The 16528-nt window shown below is 73.6% G+C and carries 14 protein-coding genes and 1 riboswitch; of the genes, 2 read left to right on the top strand and 12 right to left on the bottom strand.

What is annotated here, in order from left to right; all coding sequences use genetic code 11:
- Positions 1-224 precede the first annotated feature (224 nt).
- From ABZ621_RS23885 to ABZ621_RS23855, 7 genes are all read right to left on the bottom strand, one after another.
- Complete coding sequence (locus tag ABZ621_RS23885; RefSeq protein ID WP_360607734.1) at positions 225-1139, bottom strand: Ppx/GppA phosphatase family protein; 915 nt, start codon at positions 1137-1139, stop codon at positions 225-227.
- Positions 1136-1687, bottom strand: a complete 552-nt coding sequence (locus ABZ621_RS23880) for a DUF501 domain-containing protein (RefSeq protein WP_360607732.1) — start codon at positions 1685-1687, stop codon at positions 1136-1138. Before ABZ621_RS23880 ends, ABZ621_RS23885 begins: the two co-directional genes overlap by 4 nt.
- A gap of 20 nt (positions 1688-1707) precedes the next feature.
- Positions 1708-2178 (bottom strand): septum formation initiator family protein, encoded by a 471-nt coding sequence (locus ABZ621_RS23875; RefSeq protein WP_360607730.1) that lies wholly within the window; start codon positions 2176-2178, stop codon positions 1708-1710.
- Positions 2179-2268: 90 nt separating this feature from the next.
- Positions 2269-3555 (bottom strand): phosphopyruvate hydratase, encoded by a 1287-nt coding sequence (eno, locus tag ABZ621_RS23870; RefSeq protein WP_360607728.1) that lies wholly within the window; start codon positions 3553-3555, stop codon positions 2269-2271.
- 289 nt (positions 3556-3844) lie between these two features.
- Positions 3845-4576 (bottom strand): transglycosylase family protein, encoded by a 732-nt coding sequence (locus tag ABZ621_RS23865; RefSeq protein ID WP_360607726.1) that lies wholly within the window; start codon positions 4574-4576, stop codon positions 3845-3847.
- A 4-nt stretch (positions 4577-4580) separates the two neighbouring features.
- Positions 4581-4758, bottom strand: a riboswitch (cyclic di-AMP (ydaO/yuaA leader).
- Positions 4759-5021: 263 nt separating this feature from the next.
- The gene (locus tag ABZ621_RS23860; protein WP_360607724.1) at positions 5022-6101 is read right to left on the bottom strand and encodes a transglycosylase family protein; all 1080 of its coding nucleotides are present in this window, start codon (positions 6099-6101) and stop codon (positions 5022-5024) included.
- Between the two features lie 217 nt (positions 6102-6318).
- Entirely contained in the window at positions 6319-7548 is a 1230-nt protein-coding gene (locus ABZ621_RS23855; RefSeq protein ID WP_360607831.1) for a cytochrome P450, read from the bottom strand.
- Positions 7549-7919: 371 nt separating this feature from the next.
- On the opposite strand from ABZ621_RS23855, the gene ABZ621_RS23850 reads away from it, so the two are divergent.
- Complete coding sequence (locus ABZ621_RS23850; RefSeq protein ID WP_360607722.1) at positions 7920-9131, top strand: globin domain-containing protein; 1212 nt, start codon at positions 7920-7922, stop codon at positions 9129-9131.
- An 11-nt stretch (positions 9132-9142) separates the two neighbouring features.
- Here ABZ621_RS23850 and ABZ621_RS23845 read toward each other — a convergent pair whose 3' ends face one another.
- From ABZ621_RS23845 to ABZ621_RS23835, 3 genes are all read right to left on the bottom strand, one after another.
- A complete protein-coding gene (locus tag ABZ621_RS23845; protein WP_360607720.1) occupies positions 9143-10102 on the bottom strand; it encodes a nucleoside triphosphate pyrophosphohydrolase in 960 nt (319 codons plus the stop codon).
- A gap of 26 nt (positions 10103-10128) precedes the next feature.
- Positions 10129-10821: a SurA N-terminal domain-containing protein gene (locus ABZ621_RS23840; protein ID WP_360607718.1), complete on the bottom strand. Its 693-nt coding sequence runs from the start codon at positions 10819-10821 to the stop codon at positions 10129-10131.
- Between the two features lie 122 nt (positions 10822-10943).
- Complete coding sequence (locus tag ABZ621_RS23835; protein ID WP_360607716.1) at positions 10944-11939, bottom strand: glycosyltransferase family 2 protein; 996 nt, start codon at positions 11937-11939, stop codon at positions 10944-10946.
- A 150-nt stretch (positions 11940-12089) separates the two neighbouring features.
- On the opposite strand from ABZ621_RS23835, the gene ABZ621_RS23830 reads away from it, so the two are divergent.
- Positions 12090-14528 carry a YfhO family protein gene (locus tag ABZ621_RS23830; RefSeq protein WP_360607714.1) on the top strand — a complete coding sequence of 813 codons (2439 nt, stop codon included), beginning with the start codon at positions 12090-12092 and terminating at the stop codon, positions 14526-14528.
- On the opposite strand, the gene ABZ621_RS23825 is transcribed toward ABZ621_RS23830, so the two are convergent.
- Together ABZ621_RS23825 and ABZ621_RS23820 are read right to left on the bottom strand one after the other, a co-directional pair.
- A complete protein-coding gene (locus tag ABZ621_RS23825; RefSeq protein WP_360607712.1) occupies positions 14453-15850 on the bottom strand; it encodes a choice-of-anchor A family protein in 1398 nt (465 codons plus the stop codon). The genes ABZ621_RS23830 and ABZ621_RS23825 overlap by 76 nt on opposite strands.
- Positions 15851-16018: 168 nt before the next feature.
- A complete protein-coding gene (locus ABZ621_RS23820; protein WP_360607710.1) occupies positions 16019-16399 on the bottom strand; it encodes a hypothetical protein in 381 nt (126 codons plus the stop codon).
- Between the last annotated feature and the right edge of the window lie 129 nt (positions 16400-16528).

The raw sequence follows: 16528 nt of genomic DNA, 5'->3' as shown, positions 1-16528 counted from the left end.
CCCTACTGAACTGGCCTGGAGAGCGCCCGTTAACGCTGAACCAGCGGGTGCGTTCACACGATGGAAACTTCGAGCGAAGTGGCCTCCGCACCTGCGAAAGGGCCCTGAGGGCCCCCTCGGAGGGTCCGAAGACCTCCCCTAGGTGCCATCAGGGCCCTTTTCCTTGTGAAGAACTTCACGAAGCTTCTCCGACAGGCTGTCGCCGGAGCCTCGATAGCTGCCCGCTATGCCACGGATAGGGCAATCCCATCGAGGATGTCGTGCTCGCTGACCACGACCTCGGCGGCTCCGACCCGCTCGACGATCTCCTGGAGGACGAGCGCGCCGGCCACGATGACGTCCACCCGGCCGGGGTGGATGACGGGGAGCGCGGCCCGCTCGGCGTGGGTGGAGGCGAGCAGCATGCCGGTGACCTCGGCGACCCGGGCGGCGGAGATCCGGGAGTGGTGGATCTTCCCGGAGTCGTACTCCGGCAGCCCGAGCGCCAGGGCGGCGACGGTGGTGACCGAGCCGGCCAGGCCGACGAGGGTGGCGGCCGAGGCGATCGGCACGGTCCCGGCGGCGAGGTCGAGGGCGGCGCGGACGTCGGCGCGGATCGCCTCGGCCTCCTCGGCGGTCACCGGGTCGTGGCGGACGTGCCGCTCGGTGAGCCGGACGCAGCCGATGTCGACGGAGCGGGCGGCCTCGACCTCCCGCGTGCCGACGACGAACTCGGTGGAGCCGCCGCCGATGTCCACGACCAGGCGGCGGTCGTCGCCGGGCAGCGAGCCGGTGGCGCCGGTGAAGGAGAAGGCCGCCTCCTGGTCGCCGGAGATGACCTCGGGCTCGACGCCCAGGATCGCCACGACCCCGTCGACGAAGTCCTGCCGGTTCTCGGCGTCGCGGGAGGCGGAGGTGGCGACGAAGCGGATCCGCTCGGCGCCCAGCTCCTTGATGACCGTCGCGTACGCGCGGCAGGCGGCGAAGGTCCGCTCCAGGGCCTCGGGGGCGAGCCGGCCGGTCTTGTCGACGCCCTGGCCGAGCCGGACGATCGTCATCCGCCGGTCCAGCTCGACGAGCGCGCCGGTGTCCGGGTGAACATCGGCGACGAGGAGGCGGATGGAGTTGGTGCCGCAGTCGATTCCGGCGACCCGGGTCACTTGACGGACTCCTTGTCGTCCGAGCGGTCGTCCGCGCACGGATTCACGCACGGCCCCTTGGCCCACCACTCGGGGAGCATCGCGAGGGCCTCGTCGCCGAAGGGGTTCACGCCGGGGCCCGCCACGAGGGAGTGGCCGACGAGCACGTGCAGGCACTTCACGCGGTCGGGCATGCCGCCGGCGCTGGGGAAGCCCTCCAGGACCTCGATGGCGTCGCGGCGGGCGATGTAGTCCTCGTGCGCGGCGCGGTAGGCGGCGGCGAGCTCGGGGTCGGTGGCGAGCCGGGCCTGCATCTCCTTCATGACCCCGTTGGCCTCCAGGGTGCCGATGGCCGAGGCCGCCCGGGGGCAGGTGAGGTAGTACGTGGTCGGGAAGGGGGTGCCGTCGGGCAGCCGGGGCGCGGTCTCGACGACGTCCGGGTTGCCGCAGGGGCAGCGGTGGGCGATGGCGCGCAGTCCGCGCGGCGGGCGGCCGAGCTGGGCTTCGAAGGCGGCGACGTCCGCCTCGGTGGGCTCGGTGCGTTCGGTCTGCGGAGGGGGCGTGTCCATGTCTCGGATCCTGGGTCGGTTCAGTTGCGGTCGGCGTCGTCGACGCCGTCCCAGAGGTTGTCGTACCAGGGCCGGTCGGCCGTGCCCTGGTCGGCGCGGGGGCGGTCGGCCGCCCCGGGGTCGTTCACGGTGAAGCCGGTCTCGCCGGGGAGCACGTAGTGGAGGTGCTCGCGGGCGAGGCGGCGGACGTAGGCCGGGTCCTGGAGGCGGGCCTTCTCGTCCCGCAGCTCCTCGACCCGCTGTGCCGCCTCGGCGGCCCTGCGTTCCTGTTCTTCGATCTCGCCCTGCTGGGAGACGTAGCTCCTTATCGGGTAGGCGAGGGCGACGACGAGGGAGCAGACCACGAGGGCGAGGAAGGCGGCGCGGCCGGTGAGCCGGGAGCGCCGGGCCTGGCGGCGGGTCTGGGAGCGGTAGACACGGGCCGCGGTCTGCTCGCCGAGCAGCCTGATCCGGGTCGCGGTGGAGAACCGGTCCCCGTTCTTCACGGCCATGCCGTCTCGCCTCCCCTGATCACGCGTACGTCCCCGCACACGGTACGGGACCGTGTGCGGGGACGTACGTAACCACAGGTGCCGGGCAGGTCAGCCCTTGAAGCGCGGGAAGGCGCTGCGGCCGGCGTAGACGGCGGCGTCGTCGAGGATCTCCTCGATGCGCAGCAGCTGGTTGTACTTGGCGACGCGCTCGGAGCGGGCCGGGGCGCCGGTCTTGATCTGGCCGCAGTTGGTGGCGACGGCGAGGTCGGCGATGGTGACGTCCTCGGTCTCGCCGGAGCGGTGGGACATCATGCACTTGAAGCCGTTGCGCTGGGCGAGCTCGACGGCGTCGAGGGTCTCGGTCAGCGAGCCGATCTGGTTGACCTTCACCAGGAGGGCGTTGGCGGACTTCTCCTCGATGCCGCGGGCGAGGCGCTCGGGGTTGGTGACGAAGAGGTCGTCACCGACGAGCTGGACCTTGTCGCCGAGCTTCTCGGTGATGACGTTCCAGCCGGCCCAGTCGTCCTCGAACAGCGGGTCCTCGATGGAGACGAGCGGGTACGCGGAGACGAGCTCCTCGTAGTACTCCGTCATCTCGGCGGCGGAGCGCTCCTTGCCCTCGAAGAGGTACTTGCCGTCCTTGTAGAACTCGGAGGCGGCGACGTCCAGGGCGAGGGCGACGTCCTTGCCGGGCACGTAGCCGGCCTGCTTGATGGCCTCCAGGATGAGGTCGAGCGCCTCACGGTTGGAGCCGAGGTTCGGGGCGAAGCCGCCCTCGTCGCCGAGGCCGGTGGAGAGGCCCTTGGTCTTCAGGACGGACTTGAGGGTGTGGTAGACCTCGGTGCCCCAGCGCAGGGCCTCGGAGAAGGACTCCGCGCCGATCGGGGCGATCATGAACTCCTGGATGTCGACGTTGGAGTCGGCGTGCGACCCACCGTTGAGGATGTTCATCATCGGAACGGGCAGCAGGTGCGCGTTCGGTCCGCCGAGGTAGCGGAAGAGCGGGAGGTCGCTGGCCTCGGAGGCGGCGTGCGCGACGGCGAGGGAGACGCCGAGGATGGCGTTGGCGCCGAGCGACGACTTGTCCGAGGTGGCGTCCAGGTCGAACATGGCCTGGTCGATCAGGCGCTGCTCGGTGGCGTCGTAGCCGACGAGCTCCGGGCCGATCTGCTCGATGACGGCGAGGACGGCCTTCTCGACACCCTTGCCGAGGTAGCGGTTCTGGTCACCGTCGCGGAGCTCCAGGGCCTCGAACGCACCGGTGGAGGCACCGGACGGCACGGCAGCACGGCCGGTGCTGCCGTCGTCGAGGCCGACCTCGACCTCGACCGTGGGGTTGCCTCGGGAGTCCAGGATTTCCCGGGCTACGACGACGTCGATGGACGGCACGAGCATCTCCTTCTGGGATGTGACGCTAGGTGTGACGCATGGGTCGCAAGGTCTCGTTCGCCTTGCGACAAGAGCCTAACCGGCTCCGGCGCTCCGGCCAGCCGACCGCCCGTCCCCTGGGACGAAAAAGGACCCAAGAGCATCCAGTCGGGGACGAAAGACCCGGAATCTACTGGACGGTAACGGCAGAACCCCGGTCCCGAGCCACGGGGGAAGAGGGCTCGGGACCGGGGTGGTCACCGCGGGAGGGTCGCCGGGCGCCGGTGAGCCGCCGGACTCACCGGTGCCCCGGGGCTCACTTCAGGTGGAGCTGCTGGCCCGGGTAGATCAGGTCGGCGTTCTCGACGACGTCCTCGTTGAGCTCGAAGAGCTTCGCCCAGCCGCCCTCGACGCCCTGCGCCTGGGCGATCTTGCTGAGGGTGTCGCCGGCCACGACCTTGTACTCGCCGTCGCCCTTCTTGACCTTCTTGCCGGTCGGGGTGGTGACGGTCTTCTTGGCGGCGGCCTGCGGGGCGGCCTGGGCCTTCGGGGCCTGGCGCTGCTCGCTGCGGTTGGCGGGCTGCTCGGTGGTGCGCTTCGGGGCGCTCTGCTGGGTGCTCTGCTTCGGGGCGCTCTGCTGCGGGGCGGCGGCCTCGGCGGCGCCACCGTCGTAGGAGGCGGAGGAGAGGCCCACGCCACAGCTCGGCCAGGCGCCCTTGCCCTGGCCCGCGAGGACCTTCTCGGCGACGGCGATCTGCTGCGACTTGCTGGCCTGGTTGGCGCTGGGGGCGTAGGCGGTGCCGCCGTACGCGGCCCAGGTGGAGGCCGAGAACTGGAGGCCGCCGTAGTAGCCGTTGCCCGTGTTGATCGACCAGTTGCCGCCGGACTCGCACTGGGCGACGCGGTCCCACTCGGAGGCGGTGGCGGCCGAAGCGGTGCCGGCGGCCATCAGCGGGGCGGCGACGGCCGCGCCGGTGACGCCGACGAGGGCGACGACGCGGGTGGCCTTGGAGGGACGACGACGCTTGCCCGTGCCGGAGAACAGCATGGAGTTTCCTCTTCACCGACGCCTGTGAGGTGAGCTGTCGGGTTCGGGCTTGAAGAGTTCGCCCGGCCGCACGTCCTTGCGTGCGGCTTCACCCCTAGCCGGTCGTTCCGTCCGTCTGACTCGACGGCCGGGACCGGCACGAACCTTGGGTCCCCCACTCCTGCCTACGGCGCTTTCGCGACGACATTCCCGGCGGCCGACGGCAGGACTCGGCGTTTCGGTCGACGGGGCCCGCGGTGGCGAGCGGTGACGACCGTAGACACACAGGTGCTCGAAGTTCAAAGAGGCTTACGTCGGACAAAACGCCCCTACTTGCACTCCATCAGACCTCGTTTGTGCAGGTGAGGCCTGACGGAAGCAAACTTTGCGGACGTGACACGCCAGTTGGGACGAAGAGACCCATGTCTCACTTTCCCAAAATCGGACATACGCCCCTGAAACGGCCTCACTTCTCCGCGGAGGCGGCCTTCAGCTCAAGGCTCTGACCAGGGAGGATGAGGTCCGGATCGGCCCCGACCGTCTGGCGGTTGGCGTCATAGAGGGCGTCCCAGCCGCCGACGAGATCGTTCTCCTGAGCAATCTCCGACAGGCTGTCACCCGGCCGCACGGTGTATGCGTCGCTTGCGTCCGAGTTGACGGGGGTTGAGGTGAGCTTGTCCGCAGCTGCGGCATGACGTCCGGATTCCTGCTCGGTGTCCGTTACGTCGCCTTCCTCCGGGGCGGCCTCGCCCCGGTGCTTGCCCGTGCCCTGCGTCGCCGACGGCGCGTCAGCCGCGCCCTCCGCGCCCGGGGTCACCGGCGTGGTGGGCGCCAGGGGGGTCTCCGGGGCGCCCGGGGTCGTACCCGGGGTGCCGGGCGTCTCCGGCGTGCCCGGGGTGCCCGGCGCGCCCGTGGAGGCGTCCGGGGCCGTCGGCGCGGTGCCGTCGGGCGTCTCCGGGGTGGCGCTCGCGGGCGGCGCCGTGACCGCGCCGGTGGCGGGCGGGGTCGCGGGCGTGGCGGGGGTGGCGGGGGTCGTCGGCGTGGCGGGGGTGGCCGGCGTCGCCGGGGTGGTGGTGCTCTTCCCGGCCTCCGGGGCCTTCTCCGTCGCCTCCGCCGCCTTCTCCGCCTCGGCGGGCGGGGTGGAGACGGTCGCGCCGCCGGTCCGGTTGGACTCCGGCGCCACGCCGCCCTCGTCCTCCTGCTGGACGGCGGGGCCCGGCTGCACGCCCGTGGGCCTGCCGTCGTTCTTCAGGCCGGCGATGGGGGCGCAGGTGTCCCAGGCGGTGCTGCCGGAGGAGAGCGCCGCGTCGGCGACGGCGATCTGCTGGGCGCGGCTGGCGAGGTCGGGGCTGGGCGCGTACGCGAGGCCACCGTGCCGCTCCCACGCCTCCTGCGTCATCTGGAGGCCGCCGTAGGCGCCGTTGCCGAAGTTGGCGCTCCACTGGCCGCCGGACTCGCAGGCGGCGACCCGGTCCCAGGTGGACGCGTCGGCGGCGGAGGCGGAACCGGTGGCGAGCAGCGGCAGCGCCAGGGCGGATCCGGTCACTCCGGCGGTGACGACGAGCGCGGGAGCCTGACGGGGTCGACGGTGTCGTCCGTTTCCGGAAAGCATGTCGGGGCCTTTCGCGTGACGGCGGTGACGGCGGGTACGCCTGGGACGGCCGGGGTGGGGCCGAACGTTGGCGCGAACGTAGCCGCATTCGAACGTCCGTCACAAGTCGATGGCTTCGCGATCACGCGAAGATCACATTTCTGACACGCCGTCACCCGCCGTGCGGGGGTGCGGAAGGGGTGAACTCCACCGGAAGCGTGCGCAATCCCCTCATGATGAGTCCGCCGCGCCACCGCAGTTCGTCGGGATCGACCCCAAGTCGCAGGTCCGGCAGGCGGGTCAGGAGGGTGGCGAGCGCGGTCTGCCCCTCCAGGCGCGCGAGCGGTGCGCCCAGGCAGTAGTGGATGCCGTGGCCGTACCCGAGGTGCTGGTTGTCCCTGCGGGCGAGGTCGAGGGTGTCCGGGTCGCCGAAGCGGTCCGGGTCGCGGTCGGCGGCGGCGAGCACGACGAGGACCGGATCGCCGGCCGGGATCGGCTGCCCGCCGATCGTCAGGGCGGTGGTCGCGTACCGCCAGGTCGCCAGCTCGACCGGCCCGTCGTAGCGCAGCAGCTCCTCGACGCCGGTCTCCAGGAGACCGGTCTCTCCGGCGGCGAGCGAGGCCTGGAGGAGGGCGCGCTGCTCCGGGTTCCGCAGCAGGGCGTAGGTGCCGTTGCCGATGAGGTTGATGGTCGTCTCGAAGCCGGCGAAGAGGAGGACGAAGCACATGGCGACGGCCTCGGCCTCGGTGAGGTGGTCGCCGTGGTCGGAGGCCCGGATGAGCCCGGAGATGAGGTCGTCCTCGCCGTCCTGCCGCAGGCCTTCCCGCTTCCGGTGGATCAGCTCGGCGAGGTACCCCCGGATCTTCTTCACCGACCGCGCGACGCCGCCGCGCGGGCCGCCGCCGTGCCGGATCATCATCCCGGCCCAGTCCCGGAAGTCGTCCTGGTCCTCGGCGGGCACGCCGAGCATGTCGCAGATGGCGTAGATGGGCAGCGGGAAGGCGAACTCGTGGATGAGGTCCGCGCTCCCCCGCGCCGCGAAGTCGTCGATGAGCCGGTCGGTGAGCTCCTGCACGCGCGGCGCGAAGGCGGCGACCCGGCGCGGGGTGAACGCCTTCGACACCAGCCGGCGCAGCCGGGTGTGGTCCGGCGGGTCGATGTTGAGGAGATGGGTCATGAGCCCGGCGCTGCGCTCGCCCGGAATGCCGGTCTTGCCCGGCTCGGCGTGGTGCACCGGGTTCTTCGACAGGCGCTGGTCGGCGAGCGCCTGCCGGGCGTCCGCGTACCGCGTCACCAGCCAGGCCTCGACCCCGCTCGGCAGGGTGGTCCGCCGCACGGGCGCGTGCTCCCGCAGCCAGGCGTACGCCGGGTACGGATCGGCGGCGAACTCCCAGCTGAACAAGGCGGGTACGGGCCCGTCGCCGACGCTTCCCGCGGCCGCCGCGGGGCCGTCGCCGACGCTCCCCGCGCCCTCCGGTACGGGCCCGTCGCCGGCGCTTCCCGCCGCGCCCGACACGGGGCAGCCGCCCGGGGCTCCGGCCGCGCGGGCACCCTCGGAGGCGCCGGGCGCGGCGGCCGCTCCCGCCCCTCCGGGCGTTTCGGGTGTTCCGGGGTTTCCGGTCGTACGGGGCTCGCGGGGCGTACCGGGCGTCGGGGCGGGTCCTTCACTCACTCCCCGACCGTACCGTCCGGTCCGGCGCGCCCCTCCGGCCGACCTGACGTGATCACCGGCCGGTGATCACGCCGTGACGGGCCGTGCCCTACATTTCCCGCGTGGACCTCGCCTTGCTCAGAAGCACGTTCGCGGTCGTCGAGAGACGGGCCGAACACGCTGTCACGTACTTCTACTCGCATCTCTTCTGGCGCAACCCCGGCGTGCGCGCGCTCTTCCCCGAGGACATGGTCCCGCAGCGCGACCGGCTGTTCGCCGCCCTCACGCACGTGGTGACCGGGCTCGACGATCCGGGCCTGGACGCCTATCTGGAGCGGCTCGGCCGCGACCACCGGAAGTACCTCGCCACCCCCGCCCTGTACGCGGCCGTCGGCGAGAGCCTGCTCGCCGCCTTCGCGCACGCCGCGGGCTCGACGTGGACGATCGAGGCGGAGAAGGCGTGGTCGGAGGCGTACGGCCACGTCGCGGAGCTGATGCTGCGGGGCGCGGACGAAGCCGCCCGCACCGGTGAGCCCGCCTGGTGGGACGCGGACGTCGTCGGCCACCGGCTCCACGGCGAGGACCTCGCCGTCCTGACCCTCCGGCCCCGGCGGCCGTACCCCTTCCTCCCCGGCCAGTACGCCGGCGTCAGCTCGCTCCGGGTCCCGCGGGTGTGGCGCACGTACTCGCTCGGCAACGCCCCCCGCGCGGACGGCACCCTCGACCTGCACGTGAGCCGGATCCCCGGCGGGGCCATGTCCACGGCCCTGGTGGACGAGGTCCGTCCGGGCGAGACGCTGCGGCTGAGCGCGGCCGGCGGGGCGGCGACCCACCGGGAGGCGCCGCGCGGCCTGCGCACCTACATATGCGCCGGTACGGGCTGGGCGCCGGTCAAGGCGCTCCTGGAGGAGGCGGCCGACGCCGACCCGGAGGCCGAGGGCCGGATCTTCGCGGTGGCCCGCTCCCGCGAGTACCTGTACGGGCGGGAGGAGCTGGAGCGGCTATCCGCCCGGCTGCCCGGCCTGAGCGTCACCTACATCACCTCGGCCCCCCGCCACCCGCGCGACCAGGCGACCGAACGCCTCCTCACCGCGCTGCGGTCCTGCGGCCGCTGGCCCGACCACGACGTCCACCTGGCCGGCCCGCCCGGCTTCGTCACCGAGGTCGCCGAGGTCCTGGCGGAGCTGGGCGCCGACCCGGCCCGCACCCGCCACGACCTCCTCCCGCCGGTGGGCCGCTTCGTCACCCGCCCCGGCTCCCGCGCCGAATGGCTCCTGGAGCGCCCCGCGGTCCACTGGCACGACCCGGCCGCCCGGGCCCCGCGCGAGGACTGACGAGGACCGACTCAGACGCCCTCCGCCGCCCGGATCGCGTCCCGGTACGCCCGGGCCGCCGCGCGCAGCGCCGCCTCCGGGTCCACGCCCTCGGCCTCCGCGCGGACCGCGAGCGCCAGCAGCTCGTAGCCGATGCCCTCGCCGGCCGGAGCCGGCGCGTCGAGGCCCGCGGTGCGGACGCGGCTCGCGAGCTTGGCCGCGAGGGCGAGGCCGGGCTGGCCGACGGGGACGCCGTCCGTCACCGACTCCCGGCGCTTCTCGGCGGCCTTGGTGCGCAGCCAGTGGGCGCGGACGTCCTCGGGGGTCTCGGCGGTCTCGTCGCCGAAGATGTGCGGGTGGCGCTGGATCAGCTTCTCGACGAGCCCGGCGGCCACGTCGTCGACGGAGAACGGCTCCTCGGCGTCCTCCTCGGCGATCCGCGCGTGGAAGACGACCTGGAGGAGGACGTCCCCCAGCTCCTCGCGCAGCTCGTGCCGGTCGCCGGTCTCGATCGCCTCGACGAGCTCGTAGGCCTCCTCGATGGCGTACTTGGCGAGCCCCTGGTGGGTCTGGAGCGAGGACCAGGGGCACCGGCGCCGGATGACGTCCATGATCTGCACGAGGTCGAGCAGCCGGGCGCCGGGAAGGTCGTACGAGCCGGGCAGCAGCTCCAGGTCCGGCATGGCGACACGGCCGGAGCCGGCGAGCCGGGCGAGCCCGTCGGTGAGCGCCCGGTCGCCCTCGCCGGAGGGCAGCACGAGGACGGTGCGGCCGCCGGCGCAGGCGGCGACCAGCTCCTCGGCGGCGGGGCGGACGTGCTCGACGGCGACGCCCGCCTCCCGCAGGTACGGCAGCTGGGGGTGGCGCTCGTCGGGGCAGAGCACCCGGTCGGCGTCCCGCAGCGCCTGCCAGGCGGGCCAGGACAGCAGTCCGGGCGCCACCCGGTGGCTGGCGGTGAGCAGGACGACGCGGCCGGGGTTCTCGGAAGTCACCCTCCGAACCTACCCCGGGGACGGGCTCAGCCCGGAAGCTGCTCCGGTCCGGCGGCCGCCGGGTCCTTGGAGACCTTCAGGAGCCAGGGGGCCGTGTCGGCGCCGGTGTCCAGCTGAACCTTGGTGTCGTCCCAGGCGCCGTAGCGGGGGTTCACGTCGATGTCGAGGGCGGCGGAGGCGTCGGCGAAGAGCGCCTGGAGCTTCTGCTGGCCCTCGGGGGTCTCGGTGATCCCCTGCTTCTCGATGATCTTCGTCATGAGGACGTTGCGCCGGACGACGTCGTCGACCTGGCCGGGGGCGACGCCCTGCTGCTGGAGCAGGACGGCCTCCAGGCCCTCCTCGCCGCCGTTCTCTCGGACGAAGGCCTCGCGGGTCTCCTGGAGCTCGGCGCGGCTGGCGGTGACGCCCTGGTCGGCGGCGACCTTGTCGAGGATCCGGTCGAAGATCATGCCGTTGAGCTTCTGCCGGCCGAGGTCGCCGGTGGCGGCGATCAGCTGGGCGGACTGCGGGGACTTCGCCTGCGCGTCCCGGGCGGCCTTCACCTGGGCCTGCAGGGTGGAGACGTCGATCCGCTCGCCGCCGACGACGGCCGCGGCCCCCGGATGGGCCTCGCCGCCGCACGCGGTCAGCAGCGGGGCCGCCGCGAGGAACGCGGCGGAGAGGGCGAGCGCGGTGCGGCGGCGTGCGGGGCGGTCGTGGCGGCGGTCGCGGCGGTGCAAAGGAGCCTCCCGGGCTGGTCGTGCGTCAGTTGGACGACCTTGCGGTGATCGATGGTAGGGAGTCGCCGGGACCGTAGCCACTACTTCGCGGGGACAACTTCCCTGTCACCGCGTCACGGGGGTCACTTCCGGACGACCGACTCCCACAACGAGGCACCCGCCGCCCGGGTGTCGGCCCGGGCTCCCTCCGTCTCCGGGCCCGCGTGCGTCTCCGCGACCAGGTAGTGCGGCCGGCGCTTCACCTCGTAGTAGATGCGGCCGACGTACTCGCCGATCAGGCCGACCATGACCATCTGGACGCCGGCGAGGGCGGTGACGGCGACGAGGAGGGTGACGTAGCCGGGCGTGTCGACGCCGTTGGCCAGGGCGTCGGCGACGATCCAGCCGGCGTAGGCGAGGGCGAGGGAGACGAGCAGCAGGCCCAGGTAGACGGCGGCGCGCAGCGGCTTGTTGTTGAAGGAGAGGAGGCCGTCGAGGCCGTAGTTGAGGAGCTTGCCGAAGGTCCACTTGGACCGGCCCTCCTCGCGCACGGCGTTCTCGTAGGCGAAGGTCGTGGTCCGGAAGCCGACCCAGGAGAACAGGCCCTTGGAGAAGCGGTTGTACTCGCCGAGCCCGAGGACGGCGTCGACGGTGCGCCGGGACAGCAGCCGGAAGTCGCCGACGCCGTCGACGAGTTCGACGTCGACGAGCCGGTTGATCGCCCGGTAGTAGAGGCGCGCGGTGAGGGTGCGGGTGACCCGGTCGCCCTCGCGGGTGCGGCGGGCGACGACCTGGTCGTACCCCTCCGCGTGCAGCGCGACCATGCGGTGCACCAGCTCCGGCGGGTGCTGGAGGTCCGCGTCCATGATGACGACGGCGTCGCCGGTCGCGTGCCGGAGCCCGGCCAGCATGGCGGCCTCCTTGCCGAAGTTGCGGCTGAAGGAGACGAAGCGGACCCGGGCGGGGTCGGCGGCGGCGAGGTCCCGCAGGATCGGGAGGGTCCGGTCGCGGCTTCCGTCGTCCACGTACACGATCTCGAAGTCGCCCTCCAGGGCGTCGAGTTCCTTGATCACGTGGTCGTGGAAGCGGGCGAGGACGTCCTCCTCGTTGAAGCAGGGGACGACGAGAGAGAGCAGCACATCCGACACCCAAAGGCAGGCCGGTGACCCTCCCGCCCCGCCGGGGTGACGCCGAGAAGACCATTGCGTGAACTGCCCCGCGCCGGTCGCCTCCCGTCCCTCCGGCGCTGCGATATTCGACCCGCCATGCGAACTGCCTTGCGAACCGTCTTGCGAACCAAGCCCGCTGATGTCCCGGCCCCCGGCACCACGGCCGCCGGCTCCGGGGCCTCCGCGCGCCGCGCCACCGCCGGCGCCTCCGCCCTGGCCGGCGTCCTCGCCGTCGCCGCCGTCTGCGCCGGGGACGCCGTGGCCCGGGTCTTCCCCTTCGGGCCGCGCCACCGGTCCGTGAACGACCTGGCCAACCAGTTCGTCCCCTTCCACGCCCACCTGTGGGACCTGCTGCGCGGCCGCTCCGACGGCGGCCTCCTGCTCGACTGGCGGGCCGGCTGGGGCACGAGCTTCCTCCCCGACTACGGCACCTACCTGTCGAGCCCGCTGGCGCCGCTGGTGGCGCTCGCCCCGCGCGCGGACGTCGAGTACGCCGTCTACGCCCTGACCGTCCTCAAGACGGCCCTCGCGGCGGCCGCGACCGCCTTCCTCCTGCGCCGCCTCTCCACCGCCCCCGCCTGGTGGTGGCCCGCCTTCCTCGGCGCCGGATACGCGCTGTGCGGCTGGTCGCTGGTGGAGGGCACGTACAACCCGATGTGGCTGGACGGCCTGATCGCCTTCCCGCTGCTCTGCCTGGTCGCCGAGTGGGCCCGCGAGGGCGTCCGGCCGCTCCTGTCGGTCCTGACCGTGGCCGTCTGCTGGACGGCGAACTTCTACACCGCCTACATGGCGACCCTCGGCGCCCTCCTCTTCCTCCTCGCCCGGCTCGCCACGACCGACGGCCTCCGCCCCCGCCCGCCGCTCCGGGCCGCCGTCTCCACGGTCCTCGGCGTGGGCCTCGCCGCCCCCGTCCTCGCCCCCGTCCTCCTCTCCACTCGCCAGGCGCACCCGGGGGTCGTCCGGGACTTCGAGGCGGCGGGCGCGGCGGACGCGCTGGCCCGGCTGCTGCCGGGGACGTACGGCTTCTCCACGCCGGCGGCCTTCGTCGCCACCCCGGTCCTGCTGCTCGCGGCGGCGCTCGCCTTCCGGCGGGACGTGCCCCGGCGGGAGCGGTGGGTGTGGACCGGGCTCGTCCTCGCCGTCGCCCTCTCCTTCCAGTGGGGCCCGACGCACCTGGTGTGGCACCTCTTCGCCACCCCCAACGGCAGCCCCTACCGCCAGACCTTCGTCCTCGCCGGCCTCCTCGTGATCGCCGCGTACACCGGCCTCGCCCACGGCCTGCCCGGCCGCCGGGCCCTCGCCGCCGGGTCCGCCGTGGTCCTGGCCCTCACCGCCGCCGCCCTTCCCAGCGACCTCGCCACCCGCCCCGCGCTGCTCCTCGCCCTCGCCGGACTGGCCGCGACGGCGGGCGCCCTCGCCCTGCCGCGCCGGGGCCGCCACACCGCCCTCACCGCGCTGCTCGTCACCGGCGCGCTCCTCGGCCAGGCCGCCGCGACGACCGCGTACGCGGACCGCCGGCGCCTCGCCCACCTCGACGACTACCCGCCGTACGGCCCGGAGCAGGAACGCCGGGCGGCGGCCCTCGCGGCGGCCGACGGCTGGCCCGCGTACCGCACCGACTCCGGCCTCCCCCGCGTCGCCGGGAACGACCCGCTGCTCCTCGGCGGGCAGGGCGCCGCCTCCTACAGCAGCCACACCCCCGCCGTCCTCACCGAGCTGCTCACCGCCCTCGGCGGCGGCTGGACCTCCCGCGGCCGCAACCTCCACAGCCTCGACAACCCGGTCGTGGACGCCCTGTTCGGCGTCGGCGCCCGCTGGCGGGACGGCGAGGTGGCGCGTACGGACACGGTGCTGCCGCTGGTGACGGTGCGGCCCCCGGGCCCGGCGCCGGCCTTCGGCCCGTCCCCCTTCCGGAACCAGGAACTCCTCCTGGGCGCCCGGGTGTACACCGCCCCGTCCGCCGCCGGGGCCTGCCCGGCCGGTACGGAGGTCTTCCTCTGGGCACCCGAGCGCACCGGCCCGGCCCGCCTCGGCACCGGCGCCCCGGTGCGGCTCCTCGGCGGCGGCCCCAAGCGCCGGGCCGCCCTGGTCTCCCTGGGCGTCCAGCCCGCACCCGGCGTCCGCCCTCAGGTGCCCGGCGGGCGGGGCCCGGCGGAGCTCGGCTGCCTGGACCGGAAGCGGCTGCGGACGGCCGTGGACGCCCTGCGGGGATCGGCGGCGGTCGCCGTCACCCCCACGACGACGGGCCTCACGGCCCGCTTCCCGCACCCGGTGACCGGCACGGCGGTGGTCGCCGCCCCCGCCGTCCCCGGCTGGAGCTGCGGGGGCCGGACGGTGGAGCCGTACGCCGGCCTCCTCGCCGTCCCGGTCACCGGCGCCACCACCCTGACCTGCTCCTTCCGCCCGCCGGGGCTGCTGCCCGGGCTCGCGGCGGCCGGTCTCTCGGTCCTGGCGCTCGCGGGCCTGGCGGTGGCGCGGCGGCGTCAGCGGCGGCGGGACCTGCGGACCAGCAGCGCGCCTCCGGCGGCGCAGAGCGCGGCGAGCGCGGCGGCGGCGTAGGCGGGCAGACCGGCACCGCTGTCGGCCAGCTCGCCGCCGTCGCCACCGTCGCCGCCGCCGTCGTCGCCGTAGCCACTGGGCTCCGGGGCCGGTCCGGTGGTGGAGGGCTCCGGGGTGGGTTCGGTGGTGGGTTCGCTGGTGGACGGCTCCGGGGTGGGCTCGTCCGTCGGCTCGGTCGTCGGCTCGGTCGTCGGTTCGCTCGTCGGTTCGCTCGTCGACGGTTCCGGGGTCGGCTCCGTCGTGGACGGGCTCGCGGTGGGGGTGGGGCCGGTGCCGTCCTCGCAGCTCAGCTCGGCGGCGAAGGGAAAGTAGTGGATCTCGCCGGCGTTGACGTCGGCGGCGCGCGCGGCCTCCAGCGGACCGGCCGTCAGGGCCTTGGCGACGACATCGCCCTCGATGTTGGCGGGGTCGATGTCGGTGACGTGGGCGCGGGGGGCGTAGACCGTGCCCTCGACCGAGTCGCCGGTGGCGATCGTGATCGCCGTCGCGTCGGAGAAGTTCCACAGGATGAAGGGGGCGTCCTCCCCGCTCACCCCGGCCATGTTGGGCACGTCCCAGGTGAAGACGGAGCCGCTCGCGGTGGTGTCGACGTCGATGACGAGCGGGCCCTTGGCGGTCGGGCGGTCGAGGAAGGTCAGCTCGGAGAGGTCGTTCAGCTCCTCGCCGGTCAGGCGGAGGACGTTGGTCTGCTTGTCGTCCAGGCTGATCCGGCCCGGGTCCTGGACCTCGACGGTGGCGGCACAGGAGGCGAGCGCGTCGGCGCGGTCCCGGTAGGTGGCGAAGAGGCCGGTGAAGTCCATGAGCCCGGGGTGGGGTCCGACGGAGAGGGCCGGCTGCTCGACGGTGAGCTCGATCCGCGGGGTGGAGTCGTGGCCCTGGCCGGCGGCGACGACCTGGGTCTTCACGGGGGCGTCGTTGGCGTCCCGGGTCACGACCTCGCTGCCGCCGAGGTCGCCGACCTTCACGTAGCCGTTCTGGAGGACCTTGAGGACGCCGGCCGGGCTTGCCGCGCCGTGGTCGATCCGGCCGCCGACGAGGAGCGCGGTGGGCTGCGCGTCGGTGCCCACCCTGAAGGTGCCGGGGGTGTGCAGGGAGACGTTGTACCCGGCGCCGTAGGAGAGGTCGCCGCCGACCGCGACGGGCCCCTCGGACTCGGTGGAGCCGAGGAGCGCGTCGGTCTCGACGACCACGCCGAAGCCGTTGTTGCCCGCGACGGGGTTGCCGATGTCGACGGTGGCGGCGACGGCGGGGCGTACGCCGGCGGCCAGTGTGGCGGCGACGGCGCAGGCGGCGATCCCGAGGAACGGGTACGGCTTCGTCATATGAGCAGATTGCGCCGGGCCTGCCGCCCGCCCCCGGTGACACGCCCGGACCTGCCGTCGAATGCAGTAGCGCGGTGCGCGCTCGGCCGCCGGTGGGCGCAGAACGAACGGCCGGAGGCTTCCGCCCCCGGCCGTTCGCTTCGCCTCCTCCGAGGCGGGTGCCCGCTGCTACTTCTTGACCTCGGACAGGCACAGGACGAACTTGTCCGAGTCGAGCTGCTGCGCCAGCGCCGAGAGCTCCTCGCCGCACTTCGCCAGGTCGAAGGTGTCCTCGAAGACCTTCTCGACCTTGTACAGGTCGGGCTTGCCGGAGGAGCAGTCCGCCGTGTCGACCTTCGGGTCGTTCTCCGCGCCGGTCACGACCACGCACTCGCCGACCTTGGCGTGCACCGGCGCCTCGCCGGTGAGGTGCGGCAGGGCCAGCTTCACGGCCACGGCGACGACGATCGCCACGACGATGCCGCCGACCTTCTTCAGGACCTTCTTGCCCTTGGGGGCCTCGGGCGCGGGAGCGGTGTCGGGCACGGCGGGGGTGGACGGCGTCGTCATGAAGGGTCCTTGATTGGCGTGGACGTGATCAGACGCGAACATTACAACCCGCAAATCAGACAATCGCGACCAGAGGGTTCCCGCCCCCCTCACGTTGTGGAGTCGTGATCCTGACGGGGTGTCCGCCCG

The organism is Streptomyces sp. NPDC007863 (assembly GCF_040633895.1).
Taxonomy (GTDB): Bacteria; Actinomycetota; Actinomycetes; order Streptomycetales; family Streptomycetaceae; genus Streptomyces.
The sequence above is the reverse complement of the archived record's forward strand: the minus strand, read 5'-3'. Positions and strand labels throughout refer to the sequence as shown.